General features: G+C 65.8%; 20 protein-coding genes. 13 read left to right on the plus strand and 7 right to left on the minus strand.

What is annotated here, in order from left to right; all coding sequences use genetic code 11:
• Nucleotides 1-8: 8 nt before the first annotated feature.
• The 3 genes from AB0L97_RS16010 to AB0L97_RS16020 are packed head-to-tail and all read right to left on the minus strand — an operon-like array spanning nt 9 to nt 2032.
• On the minus strand, nt 9-1385 hold the full coding sequence (locus tag AB0L97_RS16010; protein ID WP_364429825.1) for a hypothetical protein: 1377 nt from the start codon (nt 1383-1385) through the stop codon (nt 9-11).
• Between the two features lie 51 nt (nt 1386-1436).
• A complete protein-coding gene (locus AB0L97_RS16015) occupies nt 1437-1628 on the minus strand; it encodes a hypothetical protein (protein WP_195140955.1) in 192 nt (63 codons plus the stop codon).
• A gap of 26 nt (nt 1629-1654) precedes the next feature.
• Nucleotides 1655-2032, minus strand: a complete 378-nt coding sequence (locus AB0L97_RS16020) for a DNA-directed RNA polymerase subunit beta (RefSeq protein WP_228829785.1) — start codon at nt 2030-2032, stop codon at nt 1655-1657.
• A 361-nt stretch (nt 2033-2393) separates the two neighbouring features.
• Here AB0L97_RS16020 and AB0L97_RS16025 point away from each other — a divergent pair, with 361 nt between their 5' ends.
• From AB0L97_RS16025 to AB0L97_RS16035, 3 genes are all read left to right on the plus strand, one after another.
• Nucleotides 2394-3800: a helix-turn-helix transcriptional regulator gene (locus AB0L97_RS16025; protein WP_364429830.1), complete on the plus strand. Its 1407-nt coding sequence runs from the start codon at nt 2394-2396 to the stop codon at nt 3798-3800.
• A gap of 9 nt (nt 3801-3809) precedes the next feature.
• Entirely contained in the window at nt 3810-4727 is a 918-nt protein-coding gene (locus AB0L97_RS16030; protein ID WP_364429833.1) for an aminoglycoside phosphotransferase family protein, read from the plus strand.
• 693 nt (nt 4728-5420) lie between these two features.
• Nucleotides 5421-6494 (plus strand): site-specific integrase, encoded by a 1074-nt coding sequence (locus tag AB0L97_RS16035; RefSeq protein ID WP_364429836.1) that lies wholly within the window; start codon nt 5421-5423, stop codon nt 6492-6494.
• Between the two features lie 148 nt (nt 6495-6642).
• On the opposite strand, the gene AB0L97_RS16040 is transcribed toward AB0L97_RS16035, so the two are convergent.
• Nucleotides 6643-7860, minus strand: coding sequence for a VWA domain-containing protein (locus AB0L97_RS16040; protein ID WP_364429839.1), 1218 nt, complete (start codon nt 7858-7860; stop codon nt 6643-6645).
• 1245 nt (nt 7861-9105) lie between these two features.
• Nucleotides 9106-9897 (minus strand): hypothetical protein, encoded by a 792-nt coding sequence (locus AB0L97_RS16045; RefSeq protein ID WP_364429842.1) that lies wholly within the window; start codon nt 9895-9897, stop codon nt 9106-9108.
• A gap of 295 nt (nt 9898-10192) precedes the next feature.
• Here AB0L97_RS16045 and AB0L97_RS16050 point away from each other — a divergent pair, with 295 nt between their 5' ends.
• The 3 genes from AB0L97_RS16050 (at nt 10193) to AB0L97_RS16060 (ending at nt 12286) form a co-directional block, all read left to right on the plus strand.
• Nucleotides 10193-11077 (plus strand): hypothetical protein, encoded by an 885-nt coding sequence (locus AB0L97_RS16050; protein ID WP_364429845.1) that lies wholly within the window; start codon nt 10193-10195, stop codon nt 11075-11077.
• Between the two features lie 59 nt (nt 11078-11136).
• On the plus strand, nt 11137-11766 hold the full coding sequence (locus AB0L97_RS16055) for a TetR/AcrR family transcriptional regulator (protein WP_364429848.1): 630 nt from the start codon (nt 11137-11139) through the stop codon (nt 11764-11766).
• 151 nt (nt 11767-11917) lie between these two features.
• A complete protein-coding gene (locus tag AB0L97_RS16060; protein ID WP_364430158.1) occupies nt 11918-12286 on the plus strand; it encodes a hypothetical protein in 369 nt (122 codons plus the stop codon).
• Here the strand turns inward: AB0L97_RS16060 and AB0L97_RS16065 are convergent.
• A complete protein-coding gene (locus tag AB0L97_RS16065; protein WP_364429851.1) occupies nt 12192-12941 on the minus strand; it encodes an XRE family transcriptional regulator in 750 nt (249 codons plus the stop codon). The genes AB0L97_RS16060 and AB0L97_RS16065 overlap by 95 nt on opposite strands.
• A gap of 468 nt (nt 12942-13409) precedes the next feature.
• Here AB0L97_RS16065 and AB0L97_RS16070 point away from each other — a divergent pair, with 468 nt between their 5' ends.
• From AB0L97_RS16070 to AB0L97_RS16100, 7 genes are all read left to right on the plus strand, one after another.
• Nucleotides 13410-14300 (plus strand): NAD(P)-dependent oxidoreductase, encoded by an 891-nt coding sequence (locus tag AB0L97_RS16070; protein ID WP_364429854.1) that lies wholly within the window; start codon nt 13410-13412, stop codon nt 14298-14300.
• Nucleotides 14297-14704 (plus strand): nuclear transport factor 2 family protein, encoded by a 408-nt coding sequence (locus AB0L97_RS16075; RefSeq protein WP_364429857.1) that lies wholly within the window; start codon nt 14297-14299, stop codon nt 14702-14704. The genes AB0L97_RS16070 and AB0L97_RS16075 overlap by 4 nt, the downstream gene beginning before the upstream one ends.
• Nucleotides 14701-15771, plus strand: coding sequence for a maleylacetate reductase (locus AB0L97_RS16080; RefSeq protein ID WP_364429860.1), 1071 nt, complete (start codon nt 14701-14703; stop codon nt 15769-15771). Before AB0L97_RS16075 ends, AB0L97_RS16080 begins: the two co-directional genes overlap by 4 nt.
• A complete protein-coding gene (locus AB0L97_RS16085) occupies nt 15768-16655 on the plus strand; it encodes an intradiol ring-cleavage dioxygenase (RefSeq protein WP_355075824.1) in 888 nt (295 codons plus the stop codon). Before AB0L97_RS16080 ends, AB0L97_RS16085 begins: the two co-directional genes overlap by 4 nt.
• A gap of 141 nt (nt 16656-16796) precedes the next feature.
• A complete protein-coding gene (locus AB0L97_RS16090) occupies nt 16797-18029 on the plus strand; it encodes an MFS transporter (RefSeq protein WP_364429864.1) in 1233 nt (410 codons plus the stop codon).
• Nucleotides 18030-18105: 76 nt separating this feature from the next.
• Nucleotides 18106-19188: an alcohol dehydrogenase catalytic domain-containing protein gene (locus tag AB0L97_RS16095; protein ID WP_364429867.1), complete on the plus strand. Its 1083-nt coding sequence runs from the start codon at nt 18106-18108 to the stop codon at nt 19186-19188.
• A gap of 594 nt (nt 19189-19782) precedes the next feature.
• Nucleotides 19783-21030, plus strand: coding sequence for an FAD-dependent monooxygenase (locus AB0L97_RS16100; protein WP_364429870.1), 1248 nt, complete (start codon nt 19783-19785; stop codon nt 21028-21030).
• Here AB0L97_RS16100 and AB0L97_RS16105 read toward each other — a convergent pair.
• On the minus strand, nt 20989-21843 hold the full coding sequence (locus AB0L97_RS16105; RefSeq protein WP_364429873.1) for a helix-turn-helix transcriptional regulator: 855 nt from the start codon (nt 21841-21843) through the stop codon (nt 20989-20991). The genes AB0L97_RS16100 and AB0L97_RS16105 overlap by 42 nt on opposite strands.
• Nucleotides 21844-21940 lie beyond the last annotated feature (97 nt).

Raw genomic sequence — 21940 nt, forward strand, 5'->3', positions numbered from 1 at the left:
GTGCTGGATCATCCTCTCGCATGGATGGCGGTGTGTACGCGGGCCAGGTTCGGTTTGGAGCAGTGTCGACGGATCGTGCCGAGCGCCTGTTGCAGAGCGTCGGAGTCGGTGACAGGAACGTTCTGGAACAAGACCATCTGCTTGGCGTCGATCAAGGGGTTCGCAAGACTTTTGCGCAGAAATCGGTTGTAGTAGTGGCGCTCTCGGACGAGCACGTCGGTGGCTTGCACCGGAACAAGCACGGACGGACTGGATTCTGCCTCCACGGAGTTGGTGGCGAACGCAGTCAGAAGCTCATCTGCTGTGAGATAGGCGTAGGTTTCTCGGCCCTCCCGCTCGAGCCAAGTACCCCATACGTGGCTGCAGTCGCCGTCGCCGCGCTCCGCCGCGGCGAGGAACAAACTGAGCGCTACGTCGGTGACAGTGTCGAAGATGTCGCTGTCGATGACGTGGTGATCGCCGTAGCGTTCGCTGACCGCCTCGATGGCGGCGCGGTCATTCTGCGATAACCATCCGTCACTGGTGAATGAGAAGTGCACACGTTTGTGTCCAGCGCGGAAGTCGATCCAGTCGCCCGACAGTTGGCCGTCGAGAGTCGGCGTGAATCCGAGGACTCCCGACCTCCAAACGTGATCGCGCAGCGTGATGTAGTGACGCTGCAGTTCGCGAAAAAGCCCGATCGGCGCATGGATGACCGCGCAGACCCGAGTGTCCAGCTCTTCTGCCGCCACGATGCAGGAGTTCTGGCGAATGACCAAGTCGTCGTCGTGGCGATGGTAGGGATGCGTGCCTTCCCGTAGATAGTGCGGCACGAACAGACGAAGAAACTGCAGCCACGACTGGGCGTTGTAGGACTGGACGACGCGCTCGTGCAGCGATACGGCATCGACTGCGTAGACGTCACGGTAGACGAAGAATCCATAAGGCTTCAGTACCGTCGGAAAGGTCCGCATCAAGCTGTGCAGGCCACTGTATGCACCACCGTAGGAGTACACCTCGTGCAGCAGTGCCGATGCGCTGATGACATCGACGGGTTCGCTGACCATTGATCCGATGTTCTGGGCCCATCCATGAATCAGCTCGCAGGTACCGACTGCGTTGAACTGGTCGATAGCCTGCGTCAGCGACCGAGATGCGATTCCGGGTGCCTCTATCAGAGTCAATCGCACGTCGCGGGGCTGGTCACGGAGCTGAGAAGCGAGAAACTCGACCGCAGCACCGCCACCAGGGCCGATCTCGATGATGTGCGGCTCGGCGCCTGCTACGCGCGAGAGAGCGCGGTGCACGAGCATGCCTTTCTCGTGGCCGTGGTCGTTGGCTGCGATATCGAGATAGGTCCGCTCCGCTTTCCGTTCGGAAGCGAAGGGGTTAGTTGTTCCGATCATTGCGCACCAGTGATGGTCGTTACGTGGTTTCGGGCGGTCGACCCGATGTGGCTAAGGCTCGAGGTAGAGGCGTTCATTGGGGAGCCGGGGCAGGTGCCGGGGATCGTCCGAGATCACGTGGATGGCGTTGTGATGGTTGTGGGCGTGGAAATCCTGGACGAACAGCAGCGCGGCCGTCAGGCAGGCGGCGAAGTCCAAGCGCACGTCGTTCAGGTAGATCGACAGATGGACATCCCGTTCCATCGGCCGCGGAGATCCTCCCGGACCGGTCACGAGGCGCGACTGCGGGACTGGCCGGAAGACCAGCGCGGGCCGACGCACGCCCGCACCGAGGAAATCACCACGGCGCCCAGCGGGCGGTAGGTATCGCGCGCCGGCTCGATCCACCGGCGGACTCCTGCGGGCATGCCTACTGGAGATGGCAGAGCGATCAGTCCGCCACTACGGATGACCTTGACCTGGTGACGGAACAACATCGCGAACAGCCGTGGGTCGTCCGGAAAGTCGGGACGAATCAAGAACGTCCATGTCCCGGACCGCGGGTGAGTGAAGATCGGCCCCAACGCGTGCTGCCTGACCTGCATGTGATGCCGCACGCCAGCACCGATATGTGCAGGCATCGTCACGGCGCCGACCGATCCGGCCACCAATTCGATCCGGCCGAGGGCCGGATCGACTCGAGTCGGTAAGCCACACACTCGCCTGTAGAAGGCGCAGCGCTGTTCGGCTGACTCGCCGACCCGCACATCGGGCGACTCGTGTTTAGCGGTAGTTCGGCGGTCCCTACCCACGCCGCGGACTGACGACGCACCCTCGCCAGCGAATCTTCCTGCACTGTTATGCGAAACCATGCTCTGCCTCCCTGAGATTTCGAATCGCGCCCGACGCCGGGGGCTTACGCCACCAGCCAGTGGCATTGCGGGCCGGTGTGCCGAGAAGAAGATCGGCATCGACCCGGCGCCGGACGCGACTTCAGTCTGTGACGGAGGCAACGGAAGCCGGTATATCTTGGATGCGGACAAGAAACTGTCCCCGTTCGAGGCTGTCCCGGTAGTGGTCGCATCCGACCAGGTCACAGAGGATGTAGCGATGGCCCAACAACCGCGTGAACTGGCCGCCATGGAGTCGGCGCGACAGTTCTTCGGCGCCGAGCTGCGGCACTGGCGGCTGCTACGGAAACTGTCTCTGAACCAGCTCGGGGCAATCAGCCACGACAGCGGTTCGCTGATCGGCAAAATCGAGAAAGCTCAACGCCGTCCGACGCAAGCGTTCGCCCGCCGAATGGATAGAGCGCTGGACACCGACGGCGTCCTCCAACGCATGTGGCTCGACATGAATTCCGCTGCAGTAGAGATGACTACATCTCCACCCTTGGTGGCCACAGAAACTGCTGCGCCCTGGGTCGGCCTGGAAGCGTTCGACCCTGTCCGTGAATGGTTGGAGTCAGCCGTTCCTGCGTTCGGCCGCGGCACAGGCCATCGGCGTGTAGGAAGCACCGATGTCGCGGTGATGTGGTCGATGTGCAGCGTATTCGCCAACGCAGATCATCACCTCGGCGGAGGCTACGCTCGTGCGACTCTGGCAAGGCTCATCGACGATGTTGTCACGCCAGCGTTGCGCGGTTCCTACGACGACCAGACAGCCTCTCAGCTGTATGCCGTCTCCGCCCGGTTATGCAACTTGAGCGGCTTCATGTGCTTCGACTCTGCGCAGCAGGGTCTTGGACAGCAGTACTTTCAGCAGGCCCTCCAACTCGCCAAAGCGGCCAGAAACACCGCCTTGGGCGCACACATCCTCACCGATATGTCCATGCAGGCCCACTACCTCAGCCGACCTACCGAGGCCGTGCGATGCGGTACCGCCGCGGTAGAGGCCGCCGAGCAGTCAGGCTCCCCAAGTACCGCCGCACGCTGCAACGCGCTTCTGGCGCGTGCACATGCGCTCAATAACGATGCCAGCGCGAGCGCGAAGGCGATGCACGACGCCGAACGGCATCTCGGCCATGCTCGGCCAGATGACGAACCGGACTGGATTCGGTTCTTCACCGACCGCCAGCTGTCGGCCGAGTTCATGTATGTTGCTCACGATGGGCGACGTCCGACAGATGTACGCGCGCAGGCACCTATTGTTCTGGCGGACTCGGTAGGAATGGAGCGAAGGAAGGTCCTGGTCGCGGCAACGCTTGCAGCCTCCTTCGTGCCTGAGGATGGAGAACGCGTGTGCAATTCAGACGTCGATGTCGAGCAGGCGTGCCAGGTACTGCTGGACACGCTTCCTGCGGCGCGCGGACTGACCAGCTCCCGTGCGATCGAGTCGATCAACCTCGTTCGGCGCCGCCTCGCACCCTTCGCGAGTAAGCCTGCGGTTCGACAGGTCGAACACGAGTTCCAGGCCTCCGTTGCGTTAGTGGGATAAGGCTGAAACATGTCATCAACGATCGATACCGTGCTGCGCCGAGGATGCGAAGCTCGTGGGCTGGACCCGACAGACGCGGTCCTCATTCATCATTCGAGCAACGCCGTCTATGTGCTGCCGCGCCATGACGCAGTCGCACGGGTCAGCCGGACAGAGGCGGATCCAGACCGACAGATCCACACGTACGCCGTAACAAAATGGCTGACTACCGAACACGATTTCGATGCCACAGCTCCGCTTCCTGGTGTGGAACCGATCGAGGCCGCCGGACACACCGTCGGATTCTGGACCTACTACCCACAGACAGACGACACCCCGGCGCCGACCTCCACAGAACTCGGGCGACTGCTGCGCACCCTGCATGACCTCCCCGCACCGCCGGCCTTGGAGTTGCCGACGTGGACGCCCCTGGAGTCGCTGCACGGGGCACTACTGGAACAGCATGCTCTCGACTCGATCACACACGACGAACGATCCTGGCTTCTCGAACGCATCGACGAGATCCGCAAAGAGCTGAGTGAGCTCGACTGGCCCCTCGGACTCGGTCTCATCCACGGCGATGCATGGGCAGGAAACCTACTGTGGGACAACCGAGCCGATCCCAAGACGGCAATCCTCGGCGACTGGGACTGGGTGAGCATCGGCCCCCGCGAAGTCGACTTGATCCCCACATGGCACGCTTCGGTCCGCTACGGACGCGACCGCACCTGGGTCCGCAACTTCATCGACGAATACGGCTACGACCTGTCCGCCTGGTCCGGCTACGACTTGCTACTGGACATGCGAGACCTCGTACAACTAACCGGCCCCCTTTGCCGCGCTACGAGTTCACCCGAATACGCCCAGCGACTACGCCAACGACTAGACGACATCCGCGCAGGCAACCGAGCGACACAGTGGAGCCAGTATCGAACACAAGGCAGCTGACCACGCCGACCCACCGCAACTCCGGTCCGGGCAGCCGCCACCCCAAGTAGGTCGGTGGAGAGCCAGCACGGCAGTTGGCAGGGTCCGCGACAGATCGACGGCACCGCCATCCGGTTCCCACACCGGCGACACAGTGACCAGCTCAGTCGACACCACGGTAGTGCCGACCCACGCTCCGCGAGGGGCGATCTCTTCTCGAGCTGCGGTGGCGCGATTGTCGATGATCGGCTTTCATGGAGATAGGGAGAATCGGCAGACTGGACCGAGAAAGAAAGTGTCCATGTCTATTCAGCCACGTGCAGGCCTCCCTCTGCCCGCAGATCCGGCCTTCGCCACACGCAAGCGCCAAGTAGGGCCTTCGACGATCGCGGTATCCATCATCAACGACCGTGCGCGACTATCCGGCCGCCGCATATTCGCTGAACTACGTTGGCCAGCAGGCCAACCCATCACCTATACCGTCGCTGGACATCTCGTCGCCGTCCGGTCGGCCCATCCCCACGAAACCCGCCATAGGGTCAGCCGACTAGGACAGATACGACTGCCCGCAGCGACACGGCGCGCCACCGGCATCGTTCTCGGCGATCCCCTCCTCCTCATCGCCATACCCAATGCCGATGTCGTCGCCATCGTCCCGGCGCCGATCGTGTACGAGGCCCTGTCATCTGCTTTAGCACTCCTCCACGGTGCGGCATGATCCCCGACGACCACGAGGTTGCCCGACTGTTTCTGGAGCGTTTGGGAATCCACCCGGAAGAACTACTGCGCACGACAACCCCCGCCAGCAAAAGGCCAACCTTCGCTGAGTACGTACCGCGAGTCGCCGAAGCGGTCTCCGCCGGAGCCCGACGCACCTACCTTCCCTACTGGCGTCAACTCAGTAGGCACTGGCCCGACCGCCCAATCGACCAACCAACGCACCTCGAACTACAGGAACTCGTCGAGCAAACCCGACGTACCGCCGTCCTGCGCCGCAACAACCGCGGAGGGCGATCCGCCGCCGAGCATATGGTCTGCGCGATTCGCTGCCTCTACCGTTACGCCAGCAACGACGGGCACATTTCCGCCTCCACCAACCCGTCCGCGCATCTGGAGAAGCCACCACGACTTCCCGGCACACGTCGCGCACTGTCCACCCGCCAACTCGAACAAATCAACCATGTCGCCGCAACCACAGGAGACGACCCCGAACTCGACACCCTCCTACTGCGGCTACACCTCGAAACCGCCTGCCGCACAGGTAGCGCCCTCAAACTTCGCAGAGAAGACCTCGACCCCGAGCAATGCTTGATCCGACTGTCCGGCAAGGGCGGAACCCTGCACTGGCAGCCGGTCTCCCCCACCTTGATGACCCGATTGATCGCACTCGGTGAACGAAGCCCCGATCCAGGACTCCAACTGTTGCGATACCGACACGGCCGTCCGATCACCCGACGCCGCTACGACCACCTCTGGAATCGAATCGGCCGCCACCTACCCTGGGTCGCTACCCAGCAGATAACAACCCACTGGCTCCGACACACCACCCTGACCTGGGTCGAACGCAACTTCGGATACGCCACCGCCCGCGCGTTCGCGGCCCACGCCGGACCAGCCGGGCAGGATGGCGCCACCTTCACCTATGTACAGGCGTCAATCGAAGAAGTCGCATACGCCCTCGCCACCCTCACCGAGGAAGTACACCCCCTCGCACCCTCCTACAAGAGCGCAACACCAACCCGCCCCGAGCAAATACCTGCCCCAGCCCCGGTCGCGCGGCTGACTTGACCGCCGCGAACGTGTCAGGGTGTCTCTTACGATGTGCAGCCGCGGCGCAGCCCGCGAGGCCGAGGGGCGTCGCGACCTCGTGAGCCAGCCCCTGATCTGCAGCATTGCAACCACGTCTACCTTGCGAGCTGGCGCATCGCTCGACCCGTCATCCCGCGGCCCGGGACCAGGCGCTGAACCCTCGGACCAGCTCCGCGTAGAACTGCTCACCAGGCACCGCTCCTGGATTCTTCCCAGGATTGTAGAACGCGACATTTCGGATAGTCGCTGAGTTCGACGAATTCAAGTTCTTGTAGAACGCCATCTTGCCTCGACCGAAGCCGATGAAGATCCAAAAAACGCCCAGTGCCGCGGAGTTCTGAAGCAGCGTTCGAACTGCTGCCTTGTCGTCTGGCTCGTCGCCTACGTGCGTTATGGCGAGCGCAGGCTCAACCGCCCCGGACTCCTGGTAGTGATTGATGACGCAACGCATCGCTTCGTCCACTTGCGACCAGCCCCAGTCGACCTGGGTGTGCAATTGCCCAATCCTGCCGCGGTAGTTCTCCAAACTTAGTTCTTCGATGAACGGTTCCCGCTTCCCTGAGAACACTACCGGCACGATGCCGTCGTCATCGAGGTTTGCAGCCAGAGCCAGGATCCGTTCAGCAAAGGCCTGAATGGTGAAGGACTCGTACAGATCCCGCATATCGTAGCTGTGGTCGAGAACCAGGTACACTGCAGCGCGGCGATTTCCGATGCTTGCATCCACCAGAGCCCTATTGGCCTCGGTCGCTGCCGGCAGCAGCGCAGGCGCCAAGTCACTAACTTTGGCGAGGTCTGTCGGCCGACTTACACGTGTCGTCGCGTCCGCGTCGGCCTGCTCGGCAGCCTCATCGGAATCAACGTCGACTCCATAGTCAGTGGCCAAGCCGCCAAGACCGGAAGCGTAGCCTTGTCCCACCGCGCGCAACTTCCAGTATTCGTTGCGACGGTATGCCTCGGCGAGGACGACGACCGTCTCCCGATCGGTGAAATCCGGCGCAATGAATTCAACAGTATGTCCGGCATTCTGAGTGACTATCAGCCGCGGCGCGCGACTGAAAACGGAACCCGGACTCAGCGGATCGATGCTGGCGACCACAACAACGCTGGCCACGTCAGCCGGAACACGTTTGAAGTCGACCGATACCGTGGACTCTGCGATCCCGACACCGTGGCGCGTGGGGTTGTTATAGAAGACTAGGTCGCTATCGCTGCGCACCTTGCCGCTGGAGCCGAGTAGCAGAGCCGAGACATCGATGGGGGTACCATCTGGCGTGATAGTGAAGGTCACATGTTGTCCGGTGAGGGCAGTATTCTCGCCCTTACGCAACGCGATGCTTGACATTCGCTTCCTCGGCTGTCGTAGGTAGGTCTCGACTCTATCCGGCAACCCGGTCACGGATGTCTGGTTTCACTGCAACAGCATTCGGTCACAGCCTTAGCAATCGTGACCCGAGCTCCAACAGCAGGTATGACGCCGACGCCCGCGCCAAGACCAGTTACTTCAGGGACATTCGCGGGACGCGCTCAGGACTGGATACGCATTAGCAGATGTCTCCGAGCCGCCCGCGAAGTCCAGAACGACACCGCGCAACGCATCCATACCATCCTCCACCTGGGTCGCGCACCGTTCCATGCCGTTTCCCCATGCTCGATGCTGAGGCGAGAGCAACCGAGTCGGCACATGCAAGTTCTCACGCGGCTCAGCAAATCGACTGAGGCGGGCCGTCGGTTCGAACATGCACTCAGACAATCGATTCTGTCTTCCGGTGAAGGCCATGGCCTTGACGGCTACCTCACGGCTATGTAGCTTTGGCATACCTCCAACACGTATCCACGCCAAGGATGCCGCAGATACGTGTTCAAGTCCCCTCTCGCGCACAGATTCCCGTCAGTCGTGACACCTTCCCGAGCCGCGCGTGGGAGCGCACTCGCGCACACGGAGTCGACCAGCTGAACACGCTCTGACCTGCTGCGATCCATGCCACATGTGCCGGATCGCGACACATTTGCCTTCTGCGAAAAGTTTGCTGGCGGTGGTGGTCAGCCGTGATCGCGCCGGTCATCCCGCCACAGTCGCCGTTGCAGGAACGTGTTCACCGACCGCAGGTCACGAACCGCGTGGTTCGTACCGTCGACGGCGATGTCGTCCACGGAATCTGCACACCCGGAGACTGAGGCCGCATCCTCGACAAGCACCCCGTCGCCGCCCTCGACCGGCGGCCGAGCGTTCGCCTGGAACCGACTCGGCTCGATGCCGGAAGGCTGCTGACCCACCCACGCTCTCGTTGAGTTGTGCGTGGCCAGCCGGCGACTGCTCGAGGAGGTGCGCCGATGACCACACCGGCAGTCAGCGCAGAAACGCTCGCCGCGGCACGCCTGGTGTTGAACCAGATGGGCATCTTCCCCGCGGATCGCGTCGCTGTCGGGCTGTTCAGGTCTGCCACAGGAGGGAGACTGCGCCGATGACTCCGTTGCCGGGCCGCCTCACATCAACACGGGCGCCGAAGTTGCGGACAGTACTGCGATGCAGCGCTGCAAGTTTCAATTTGCATGCCCGCGGAGGGATCGGCGTCAAGCCGAAGTCGGCTCACGACGTGAAGGCTGTGGGCGCGGCGGCGATGATCCAGTTGCCGAATTCCACCGCCAGGTGCCATCGGTGCTCGCGGATGAACCGAGCGGGCACACTCGCCGGGAACTGCACGGTCAGCAGGGCTTCCATCGTTCCGCGGCGGTCGAGGAATTGGTGTCGTACACCGCCGATCACGAGGCCGTCGTCGAGCAGGGCCTGTCCCGCGATCTGCTGGGGGTAGCGGGGGTCGGCGGGGATGGTGAGCGCTTCGGTTCTGCCGTAGTCGACGAGAAATCGGGTGGCAAGGGGTGACCCGCCGGTGGTTTCGACGACTTCCTGGCGGCCGTCGGAGAGGCCGCGCAGGAGGTAGTGGTCGGGGCAGGCGTCGACCATATCGGTCTCGGCGTTGGTGGCGGTGAGGTCGGAGAACCAGGCGGCGAATCGTTCGGCGCTGCAACCGGGAACCTCGAGGCGGGTGACGGCGTGCTCGGTGCGGCCCCGGCTGAGCGCGACGCCGGTGCGCGTCATCCGCTCGGAGATCTCGAGGTCACGCCTGAGGGCGGCGTACACGCCCGCGTGACCCAGGCGGGTCTTCATCGAGGTCAACGCGGATCGTTGCGCGTCGAGCGGAGCGCCGAGCAGGTCGTCCAAACGCTTTCCCGGCGCGAGTTCGGCGAAGGCTCGCGCTCCCAGACGACGGGCGAGCTTGGTCAACACCACCGCGGCCCGGCGGGCTTCCCATGCTCGTACTTGTTCCCGCGAGACTTGCTCGCCGCCGATATACGTCCGAATCGCGATGGACTCGCCCATGAGCCTCGCCTTCCTCTCCGTTTCCGTCCCGACCACTTCCCGTCGGCGGGGGATGAACCAACGTCCGCCCGCTCGGGAAGCGCGGTGGCTAACGCCGAGCAGACCAGCGTCAACGTAATCCCGCCCCCTTCGCAAACGCAAGTTTTCCTAGCTTTAATGTCCCGGAACTGTTGACAGAGTGACCCGAGTCACCCATGCTATGTTAACGCAAGTTCATCTTGCATTAACATTTCATCCCCGTTCGAACACGTCGTCGACGCGCGCGAACAGGGCGGCAGGCGACAGGAATCGGTCAATGCTGACCAGGCGAAACTTCATGAACCGGACCGCAGGAGCGGCCGCGACCGCGGCGACCGCGATGTACCTGGCCTGCGGCGCGGCGGGGGCGAATCCAGGGTCCCCGGCCTTCGGAACCGGGCTGCGGACCTTCATCGGCGGTGCGCCGGTCGAGCCGTCCGGGGTCGTGGAATGGGAGCGTCGACGACTGTCGGTGGCGGCGGCGCGACTGTCGACCGACTTCGCCGGACTGTTGCGGGGTGAGCTCGATTCCCTGCTCGGTCGGTTCGCCGTCGCCGTGGACGACATCGCCGCCGCGCGATCGGCCCTGTCGAAGGCGCGCGCCCTGATCGGCTCGGACGGACTGCGGGAACTGCTCGCCGCCGAACTCGCCGCCTCCGAGGCGGCCACGCGGACCGCGCTCGCCGCCTCGGGCGGGCAATGGGCGATCTCGACCACCGAGATCGTCAGCGACCGAGGCAGCGCCGCCGGTTTCGTCGAGTGGTTCGGCCTCGCGCGCACGACCGACGCGCGCGCGATCTGGACCGACGCGTGCCCCGACCACTACATCATCGCCACCTTGGCGGACGGACGTCAGGAAGTCGTCGAGGTGACCGGTGGAGCGGTCCTGGCCAGCCGCTTCTTCGTCGACTACGCCGACTCGACCGGAGTTCCCGTTTCCGCTGACCCGGCCTATCCGCTCGCCGTCGCCGGAACCGCCGCACTCGCCGATGGCACTGTTATCGGGGGCGTGCGGCACCAGTTCCGCGACGAGCCCGGCGGCGGCTTCCGCAGCCATCTCGCGGTGGCCTTCCCGGCGGCCGTTCCGGGCCTGTACATCGCCGAACACGAGTGGCATCTGGCCTGCGAGTTCGGCAACTGGATCACCGCCTACCTGCGCTGACCGAGCCGTTCGCGGCCCGGTCCGCCCATCGCCGGGTGCGCATCGAGTAGAACAGGGGCATGAATCAGCGCGGACGCGACGCGAGCATCGACGAACCGTCACCGCCCCCGGCCCCGCGCAAGCGGACCGGGGGACGGTCGGCGCGCGTGCGCGACGCGGTACTGACCGCCACCCTGGAGCAGGTAGCCGAACACGGGATCGAGGGGCTCACCATCGGCGATGTCGCCGCCAGGGCGGGCGTCGCGGAAACGACGATCTACCGGCGCTGGGGCACGCGCACGGCCCTGATCGCCGAGACCGTCACCGAACTGGCGGCGGCGGGCAACCCCGCACCCGATACCGGGACGTTGCGCGGCGATCTCCGGCAACTCGCCGAACAGATCTCCCACCTGATCTCGCGACCCGGAATCGCGCGGCTGCTCGGCACGACCATCGCGCTGTCGGCCGATCCCGAGGTCGCCGAGGCGCGCCGACGCTTCTGGGTCGACCGCTTCGACCGAACCGCGCACGTCATCGGCAGGGCCGTCGAGCGCGGCGAGCTGCCGTCGGACGTCGATCCCCGCGAAGTACTCGAAACCCTCTCAGCCCCTATATATTTCCGTCTTCTGGTGGTCGATGGTGCGCTCGACGACGAATTCATCGCGCGCTGCATCGAGCACACGCTCATCCTGCACGGGGTGTCCCGCTGACGGTCCGCGTATTCGGCGACTGCGCTCAACCCGAACGGGGAGGCGCCCGCGATCGGGCGGATCGGCCCGCTGGGCGTAGGCCTCGGTGTCATCGCGCCCGGGTCAACAGGTGGACCGACGCTGTGGATCGTGTTCGCAGGCCGTGCTCGACGTGTGCATGCACGTGCGCTTCGGTGACCGCGACCCCATCGTGGCCGGCGGCCTGGAATCTGTGAGCCGCAGCGAGTTCTACGCCACCGACATCCGATGGGGCATCCGAGGCGAAGGCGCGGCTCTGCACGACCACATCGCCCGCGATCGAATCACCGTGGGCGGCAAGAACTCCGCGGCGACGGCGGCAATTCCGTCCGCCACCATGGGCATCGGAACGATCCCGGTCACCGAGAAGGCCCTTGCCTGCTCGGATTCGCCTGAGCGAGGGTTGCTCAGGCGTCCCCGTGCGGCGCGACCTCCGTGTCGCGTTCGCCGGGCGGCGCGCCGACCGCTCCGAGCAGACTCAGCACGTCGACGGCGTTGGTGACCCGCGGGGACGCCTGCGCTCCGGCCTCGCCGAGTTGTTCGGCGACCCAAGTCCGCGAGGGACCGGGATTGTGGCGACCGGAGACGAACCACACTCCCGTCGCCGGTTCGCCCCCCTGATTGACGTACATGTGCGGCCTGGTGGAGTCGAAGCACAGCGAGTCGCCTGCGGCGATACGATGCCGGTCGAAGTCGAGCAGCAGCGTCAACTCACCCGCGAGCAGGTAGGCGTACTCGGTTCCCTGGTGGCGCATCATCGTCCGGTCGACGGAACTGGCCGCGCCCGGCTGATAGGTCACCAGCAGTGCGTCGACGTCGGCGCGCGGATCGACCGCCAGCCGTTCCCACCGGACCCCGTTTGCCATCTCCAACACCGGGTTGTCGGCGGCCCGCTGCACGACCCCCGTGGATTGGCGGCGGGGTTCTGCGGCGCGGTCGGCGTCCGGGCGCGTCTGTCCGATCCCCAGCAACTCGTCGAGCGAGACGCCGAGGTGGGTCACCAGGGCATAGAGAGTGCTCACCGAGGGCTGAGATTTGCCGGTCTCGATCTGGGAGAGCTGGCTGGCCGAGATGCCTGCGGCGGCCGCCAAGCCGCGCAGACTCAGTTTCTGCTCGAGGCGAGCCTGCCGCAACGCCGATCCGATCCTGTCCTCCATCGGCTCACCCTTTCATCCGGACGCCCTCGATCATTCATTCACAGTGAACACTATGCGGGTCGTTCGCATGCCAGCGCGATCGGCGTTCGGCCTGGCATAACAGTCCGGCTACATCGCCGCTGAGGCATCCGCGTCTGCGCCGTCTGGACCGAGTCGCGTCGAACATGGCCACCGAATCCTCTAATTGGCTTCGGCACAACAGTTTACGTAGTGACGAGAAGTCCTTTCCAGTGTCCGACATTGCGGAAATCCTCCGATCGAATAGCTACCTTCTATCAATCATCATGTTTGGTGCTACTTGACACTATGTGGAAATTTGTTCCATGATACTGAACGTCACTCTCACGAGTGCGTCCATTCCGGTCACCGATGACAAAGGAGACCCATGTCTTTCCTCGCAGCGCGTCACCCCACGGCAGCCGTGCCACCGCTCGCGCGACACGCGATGTCCGAACGAGGGAGGCGGTCATGCTGATCGGATTCGCCGGCCTGGGCCGTATGGGACATCCGATGGCGACGCATCTGGTCCGGGCGGGCCACTCCGTCCTCGCCTACGACCCCGTTCCCGGACTGACTCCGCAGGGAGCGACCGCGGTCGCCTCCGCGCAGGACCTCACCGCCGCCTCGCTGTCGATCAGCATGCTGCCAGACGGTCCCTCCACCTTCACCGTGGTGAGCGAAGTGCTGCGCGCCGCGCGGCCCGGTCACCTGCACATCGTGATGGGCACCATCGGCCCCGAAGCCGTGCGCGCACTCGGCGAACTGCCCCACCTCCAGCTCATCGACGCGCCGGTCTCGGGCAGCGTCTCCATGGCCGAGACCGCGTCCATCACCACGATGGTCGGCGCGTCGGCCGACCAGTTCGAGCGTGCCCGTCCGGTACTGGCCGCGATGACCGCGGCCCAGTTCCACGCGGGCCCGGTCGGTGCGGGCTCGGCGGCCAAACTCGCCGTCAACGCGGTGCTGGCCGGGCTCAACCAGGCTGTCGCCGAAGGCCTGCTGATCGCCGAGGCCGCCGATCTCGACCTCAGTGTCTTCTACGACATCCTGAGCGGCAGCGCCGCCGGAGCCCCGTACGTCGGCTACAAACGCCAGACGTATCTCACACCGGAGTCCACCGCCGTCGCGGCCCCGGTCTCCCTCATCCGCAAAGACCTCGGTCTGGCCCTGGACCTCGCCCACCGGCACGGGCTCGACCTGCCCGGCTCTGAAGCGGCGCTGTCCGTCCTCGACAAAGCCGTGGACGCCGGCCTCGCCGAGGCCGACATGGCCCGAGTACTCACCGCACTGCGCGATCGCGCGGAGAAACCGAACCACACGACCGCTGCCGAACTCGAACAGACAGGAGCGCGCCCATGACCGGCGCAACCATGACCGCTGCCAGCATCGAGACCGCCATCCGGGGGCTCGAGGATCGGCGCTACGCCGCGGTCCTTACCGGCGAGTTCGACCGTTTCGCCGCGCTGGCCCACCCCGACCTCGTCTACACCCATTCCACCGCCGAGGTCGACACCCGCGACAGCTACCTCGAGAAACTCCGCACCGGTCACTACCGCTACCACCGCATCGACCACCCGGTCACACGGGTCGTCGTCGCCGCGGACACCGCGATCGTCGCCGGTGAGATGCACGCCGAGATCACCGCCGGCGGCGTCCGCAAGACGCTGGCCAACCGAGTACTCGCGGTCTGGGTGTACGAGAACGACGAATGGCTGTTGCTCGCATTCCAGCCCACCGTCATCCCGGCGGGTGAACGCCGATGACGAGTTTCACCTACGACGGGTTGCCCGGCCGCGTCGTCTTCGGTGCGGGCGCAGCGCGCACCCAGCTGCTCGGCGAGATCGACCGTCTCGGCGCGGAACGGATCCTGCTCATCGGCACCGGCCAGGAAGGTGTGATCGGGGCGCGGTTGTGCGCGCCGTTCGCCGACAGGGTGATCGCGACATTCACCGACGTGCGTCCGCACGTGCCCACCGAGGTCGCCGAACGCGCCCGCGCCGCCGCCGAACGTGCCGATCTCGTGCTGTCGGTCGGCGGCGGGTCGACCACCGGAACCGCCAAGGCCGTCGCCCTGACCACCGGGCTGCCGATCCTCGCGGTGCCCACCACCTACGCGGGCTCGGAAGTCACGCCGGTGTGGGGGCTGACCGATCGAGGCCGCAAGACCACCGGCACCGATCAACGGGTCCTGCCCCGCACGGTGATCTACGACCCCGAACTGACTGTTTCGCTCCCGGTGGACCTCTCGGTCGCCAGCGGTCTCAACGCGATGGCCCACTGCGTCGAAGCGTTCTGGGCGCCGCAGCGCAACCCGATCTCGAGTGCTGTCGCCGAAGCAGGTATTCGCCATCTGATCAACGGATTACCCACCGTCCACGCCGCGCCCTCGGATCTCGCGGCACGCGGTGAACTGCTGCTCGGCGCCTACCTCGCAGGATCGGCGTTCGCCGTCGCCGGATCCGGTCTGCACCACAAGATCTGCCACGTCCTGGGTGGCGCGTTCGATCTGCCCCACGCGCAGACACACGCCATCGTCCTGCCGTACGTGCTGGCCTACAACCTGCCCAACGCGCCGCAGGCCGGAGACCGGATCGCCAACGCGCTCGCCCGCCCCGACGCGGTGACCGCGTTGCGCGAACTCAGCGAGAAGCTCGAAATTCCCAAGGGATTATGCGAACTCGGCGTCACCGAACTCGACATTGCCGCGGTCGGCGACGACATCCTCGCGATCGCACCCGCCGACAACCCCACTCCCGTCACTCCTGCCGGCCTCCGTGCCCTGCTGCACGCCGCATGGTCGGGATCCGACCCTTCGAGGCACACCACATGAGCATCGACCGAACCCTGACCACCGACCGCGAGGAAGCCGTCACCGAGGAGGTGCTGGCCAGCTTCGACGCCACCCCCGATCCCCGCCTGCGCGAGATCATGCACAGCCTTGTGGAGCACCTGCACGCCTTCGCCCGCGACGTGCGGCTCAGCGAACGCGAGTGGGAGGTCGCCATCGGCTTCCTGACCCGCGCCGGGCACATCACCGACCAGCGCCGCCAGGAGTTCATCTTGCTCTCCGACGTGCTCGGCCTGTCGATGCTGACCATCGCCATCAACGAACCACGCGAACCCGGAGCCACCGAATCCACAGTCTTCGGCCCGTTCTTCGTCGACACAGCCCCTGAAGTGCCGCTCGGCGGTGACATCGCCCGCGGTGCGGCCGGAATCCCCTGCTATGTGTCCGGCCAGGTGCGCTCGGTCACCGGCGTCCCCATCGAGGGTGCGCGCATCGAGGTGTGGGAGGCCGACGAAGACGGCTTCTACGACGTCCAGTATCCCGACGGCCGCTCGGCGGGTCGCGGTTGGCTGCGGTCCGGCCACGACGGCGAATACCGTTTCCGCTCGATTCTCCCCGCGCCGTATCCGATCCCGCACGACGGCCCGGTCGGCGACCTGCTCGCGGCCACTGCCCGCGGCCCCATGCGGCCCGCCCACCTGCACTTCATGGTCACCGCACCCGGATACCGGACCCTGATCACCCACATCTTCGTCGCCGGCGACCCGTACCTGGACAGTGACGCGGTGTTCGGGGTGAAGCAGAACCTTGTGGTCGACGTCGTGAGCCACGACGCCGTCGACCCCACGCCCGATGGCACCCGTTCCGAACGCGGCTGGACGAGCATCGACTTCGACCTCGTCCTGGCCGCCCACGACGGCTCCTAGCCGGCTATCGCGGGCCGCACACCGCGCCGTCCGCGCACGCGGATCCCGGATCTGCCCGGCAGGGCGGGCTTCATTCCCTGCGAACACGATTTTCCCTGCCGCGCAGTCATGTCCGCGGCAGGCCACTTTGGAGGTGTCGCGATGCGACGTAGTCGTTGGATCGTGCTCGGCGGGTGTTTTCTCGCCTACCTGTTCGACGCGCTCGAGATAGTGCTGCTGTCCATGGCCCTGCCAACCATCCGCAAGGAAATGGGGCTGTCGGTCACCCAGGGCGGACTGCTGGCCACCGCCACCTTGATAGGCATCGGCGTCAGCAGCGTCCTGGGCGGTTACGTCGCCGACAACTTCGGACGTAAGAAGGCACTGATCGCGTCGCTGGTCACCTTCGGTGTCTTCACCGCCGTGATCGCCGTCGCCCCGAACTTCGAGACCGTCCTGCTGCTGCGGTTCCTCGCCGGCATCGGCCTGGGCGCGGTGTGGAGCGTGGTCTCGGCCTACGTCGTGGAGACCTGGCCCGAACACAGCAGAGGCCGCGCCGCCGCCTTCGTCATCAGCGCCTTCCCCGCCGGTGGCGCGATGGCCGCCACCATCTCCGGCTGGTTCCTGCCGGACTGGCGACTGATGTTCCTCGTGGCGGGCGCCGCGGTCGCACTCCCCGTCGTCGTGGTCCTGATCTTCTTCACCGAATCCGCGGGTTGGGCGGTGCACAAGGCCGCCAACGCCGGCGAGGTCGTCTCCGTGCGCGATGTCCTCGGCCCCGGCCTGCGCCGCACGACCCTGCTCGGCACCCTGATGGCGGCCCTCGCGCTGTTCGGCTACTGGGGCGCGACGACCTGGCTGCCCACCTACCTCACGACCGAACGCGACCTGCCCTCGAGTTCGGTCGCGGTCTTCGTGACGATCCTGAACCTGGGAATGTTCGCCGGTTACAACGGATTCGGGTTCCTTGCAGACCACATCGGCCGCCACCGGACCATCATCCTGACCCTGGCCGGGGTCTCGCTGACACTGCCGATCTACGCGGTGACCACCCACCAAACCAGTCTGCTGTGGCTGGGACCGCTGTTCGGCGCGTTCACCGCCTTCTTCGGCCTGTTCGGCTCCTACCTCGGTGAACTGTTCCCCACCCGAGCCCGCGCCACCGGAGCCGGATTCTGCTTCAACGTCGGCCGCGGCATCTCCGCGCTCGCGCCGTTCGCCTTGGCCGGACTGGCCGCCGACATCGGTTTCAGCGGCGGACTCATCCTGTGTGCCTGCTTCTTCGGACTCGCCGCCGTCGTCGCCCTGCTGCTGCCCCGTTCCGGCGCCACCGACGACACGGTCGTCATCCGACCGATGACCGACCCTCGCGACGACGCACCCGTCACCGTATGAAACGCCGCGGGCCGCTCGTCATACGACCGGCCCGACGGCGCTGTCCGGCAACACGCCCCGACCTAGAGGACCTTCTGTGCCATCGACGATGCAAGCCGCCGTCTACCACGGCGCCCGCGATATCCGTCTGCGACACGTCGCCATCCCCACCCCGGGCGCGACCGAAGCGCTGGTGCGTGTGCTGCGCTCGGGCATCTGCGGAACCGACGCCGCCGAGTGGACAGCCGGGCCGAAGATCTTTCCCGTCCACCACCGTCACCCCCACAGCCGCCACCTCGGCCCGATCATTCCCGGGCACGAATTCGTCGGCGAGATCGTGGAAGTCGACACCGGAACAGACCTCGCCTCCGGCACACTCGTGGCCAGCGGAGCCGGGATCTGGTGCGGCACCTGCCGACGCTGCCACGAAGGCCGCACCAACCGGTGCGCGCGATACCAGACCCTCGGGCTCGACCTCGACGGCGGCATGGCCGAATACGTCGCCGTTCCGGTGCGAACATTGCGCCGACTGCCGCCCGGCCTCCCCCTCGACCACGCCGCACTCGCGCAGCCCTTGGCCGTCGGCATCCACGCCGCCCGCCGAGCCGGGGTACGCGACGGCGACCATGTCGTGGTCATCGGCGCCGGAGCGATCGGCTCGTTCGTCCTGGCCGGCCTGAAACATCTCGGCGACTACGACATCACCGTCATCGACTTCCCCGGCGCCCGCCTCGAACGCGCCAGACGGCTCGGCGCCGCCCGAACCCTGGCGCCCTCCTCAGCGCTGAGCGCCGACGTCCGCGACGCGCTCGGCGGCCGCAAGCCCGATGTGGTGATCGAAGCCAGTGGCGCGCCGGGCCAACTGGCCGCCGCCCTCGACATGGTCGCCGACGGCGGTCGAGTCCAAGCCGTCGGCATCCCGAAACAACATCCCACACTCGACCTGCACTCGATGATCTTCCGCGAGATCACCCTCGACACGACCTTGGCCCACATCTGCGACACCGACCTTCCGGCGGCATTGGACATCCTCACCGCCACCCCGGAACTGGGCAACGAATTCGCCCGACCCCCGATAGCGCTCGCCGAGCTGGACGACGCACTGGACCAGCTGGCCGCCGGCCGGATCGAAGGCAAGATCCTCATCGATCCCGGCCACCGAATACACCGGCCTTACTGACGATTCCCCCTCCACAGGGCACGCGGGCATCCTCGGATCAGGAAACGGTAGGGAATGCGGCGAGCATTATAAATTGGGCAACACGGAAACTTCTACAATTCCGCGAAAACGCGTACAATTCGGGCAGGTCGGGACTGTCCCTGGAGCCCTATCATGTTCGACAGAAAGAATTCACATACAAAGTTCGCCCGGTTAGCGGCCGCCGCCGGTATAGCCGCAGTTGCCGCAGTTCCGGTCGTCGCAGCCGCGGCGCAAGCGCCTACCGCCCGCGCAACGACGCCCACGTCTGCGACCCAGCTCGTCGACAGCCCTGGTTGGGGTCACGGCGGCGGCTGGGGTTGGGGCGGCGGCGGCTGGGGCCGCGGCGGCTGGGGGTGGGGCGGTGGCGGCTGGGGCCGCGGCGGTTGGGGTTGGGGTTGGGGCGGTGGCTGGGGTAACGGTGGCTGGGGGTGGTGGAACCCCGGCTGGGGTGGCTGGGGCAGCTTCTAGCGCCGGTGACCGAGCCCGGACACGTACAGCGTGCCGGGCTCGGTCGCATCGAGCAGGGCTCATCTGAAGCCGAGTTCGACCGACCGGGCTGGAGCTGGTGACGAAATGAAGATCGTGTGCGTCGGTGGCGGGCCGGCCGGACTGTACTTCGCGATTTCGATGAAGCGGCGCGACCCGGCTCATGACATCACGGTGATCGACCGCGATCCCGCTGGGTCCACCTATGGCTGGGGCGTCGTGTATTGGGACGACCTGCTCGACATTCTGTATCGGAATGACCCCGACAGCGCCCAGGCGGTGCGGGCCGGGTCGGTCCTATGGCGTGAGCAGGAAATTCATGTGCGTGACGACCGAGCCGCGTATTTCGGGGGCTACGGGTTCAGCATGGGGCGCGCGGCATTGCTGGACGTACTTTCCCGGCGGGCGAGCGACCTGGGCGTCGATGTCCAGCATGGGCGAGAGGTGCACGATCTGTCCGGCTTCGGCGACACCGATCTCATCGTCGCCTCCGACGGCGCGAACAGCCGGGTACGGCGGCTGGTTGACGATCGTTTCGGCACGTCCGTCACACTCGGCGAGAATCGATATGTCTGGCTCGGTACGGACAAGGTCTTCACCCGATTCACCTTCGCCTTCGAACACACCTCGGCCGGATGGATCTGGTTCCATGCCTACCCGTCGATTGCCGGGAAAATCAGCACCTGCATCGTCGAGTGCCAACCGCAGACTTGGCGTGGACTGGGATTCGATTCCCAGGACAGTCTGGAGAACTTGCGCGTTTTGGAGAACATATTCACGCGCACTCTCGACGATCACTCCTTGCTCAGCACCACACGAGGCGAAGCGGCGAGGTGGAGCCGCTTTCTCGAGGTGACCAACAAGATCTGGTATCACGACAACGTGGTGCTGCTCGGCGACGCAGCGCACACGACGCACTTCACCATCGGTTCCGGCACCCGGTTGGCAATTGTCGACGCCGTCGTGCTCGCACAGAACCTGTACGAGCATGCCGAGCTCACCGACGCGCTGGAGAACTACGATGCGCAGCGCCGCGCTGCGCTACGCCCGATCCAGGCGGCCGCCCGCACCAGCATGATCTGGTTCCAACACGCTGACCGGTATCTCGACCGCAGCCCCGTGCAACTCGCCTATGCGATGGCGGCTCGGCACGGGCCACAAATGCCGTGGCGATATCAGCAACACCTGCTCACACAGATACCCACTGTGCGCAAGATCCGGCGTGCCATCGACTCCGGACGGCGGTGGTGGCGCGCTGCTCGACGAGGGGAACTCGCGATGGCAAGAGTGGTCTCAACTCACCGGCCGCGTTTCCTCAGCCCAGCTCGCCAGTAACCGCAAGGCGGTTTGCGAGGCCGACCCGTCTTCGACCGTGTGCGCGATCAGCGCTTGGTCCGGATCGTCCGGGAAGCGCAGGGTTTCGAAGCCGAGGTCCAGTTCGCCGACCACCGGGTGCCGGTAGACGTACCGGCCGTGGGTCTTGTCCTTGATCTGGTGCTCTGCCCACGCTTTCCGGAATTCCGCGCTGCTCGCGGCAAGCTCGTCGAGCAACGCCGCCGTTTCCGGGTCGTCCGGGTGCCGCCCGGCGTCGAGTCGGAGGTAGGCGGCCACGTCGCGGGTCTTCTCCGGCCAGTCGGCGTAGAGGCTGCGCATGCCTTCGTCCAGGAAGACGAGGCGGGCCAGGTTCCGCTGTGCGGGTGGCAGTGCGCCGAAGTCCGTGATCAGCGCGGCGGCGAGTCGGTTCCAGGCCAGGACATCGGTGTTGCGGCCGACGATGTACGCGGGCACGTCGGCGGCCGAGTCCAGCAGCCGCCGCAACCCCGGCCGGACCCGCTGCGGCGCATCCGCGCGGTCGCCTTCCGACCAAGGTCGTGCGAGCCGGTAGAGGTGTTGCCGCTCGACATCGTTCAGGCGCAGCGCCCGGGCGACCGCATCCAGTACCGCTTCGGAAAAGTGCAGGGTGCGCCCCTGTTCCAGCCGCACGTAGTGGTCGACGCTCACCCCGGCGAGCTGCGCGAGTTCCTCCCGGCGCAGCCCGGGAACGCGGCGGCGACCGCCGTAGTCCGGCAGGCCGAGTTCCTCGGGCCGCAAGCGGGCCCGCCGGGAGCGCAGGAATTCGCCTAGTTCCGCCCGTCTGTCCAATGGCATGCGGCCAGTATCCCCGCGCCTGCCGGACGCGAGCCTGGTCATGCGGTGCCCAGGCTCCAGCTGGCACTGGGTAGCCCGGGACGCGGCCGCCAAGGTT

This window comes from Nocardia sp. NPDC051911 (genome assembly GCF_040681035.1).
Lineage (GTDB): Bacteria > Actinomycetota > Actinomycetes > Mycobacteriales > Mycobacteriaceae > Nocardia > Nocardia sichangensis.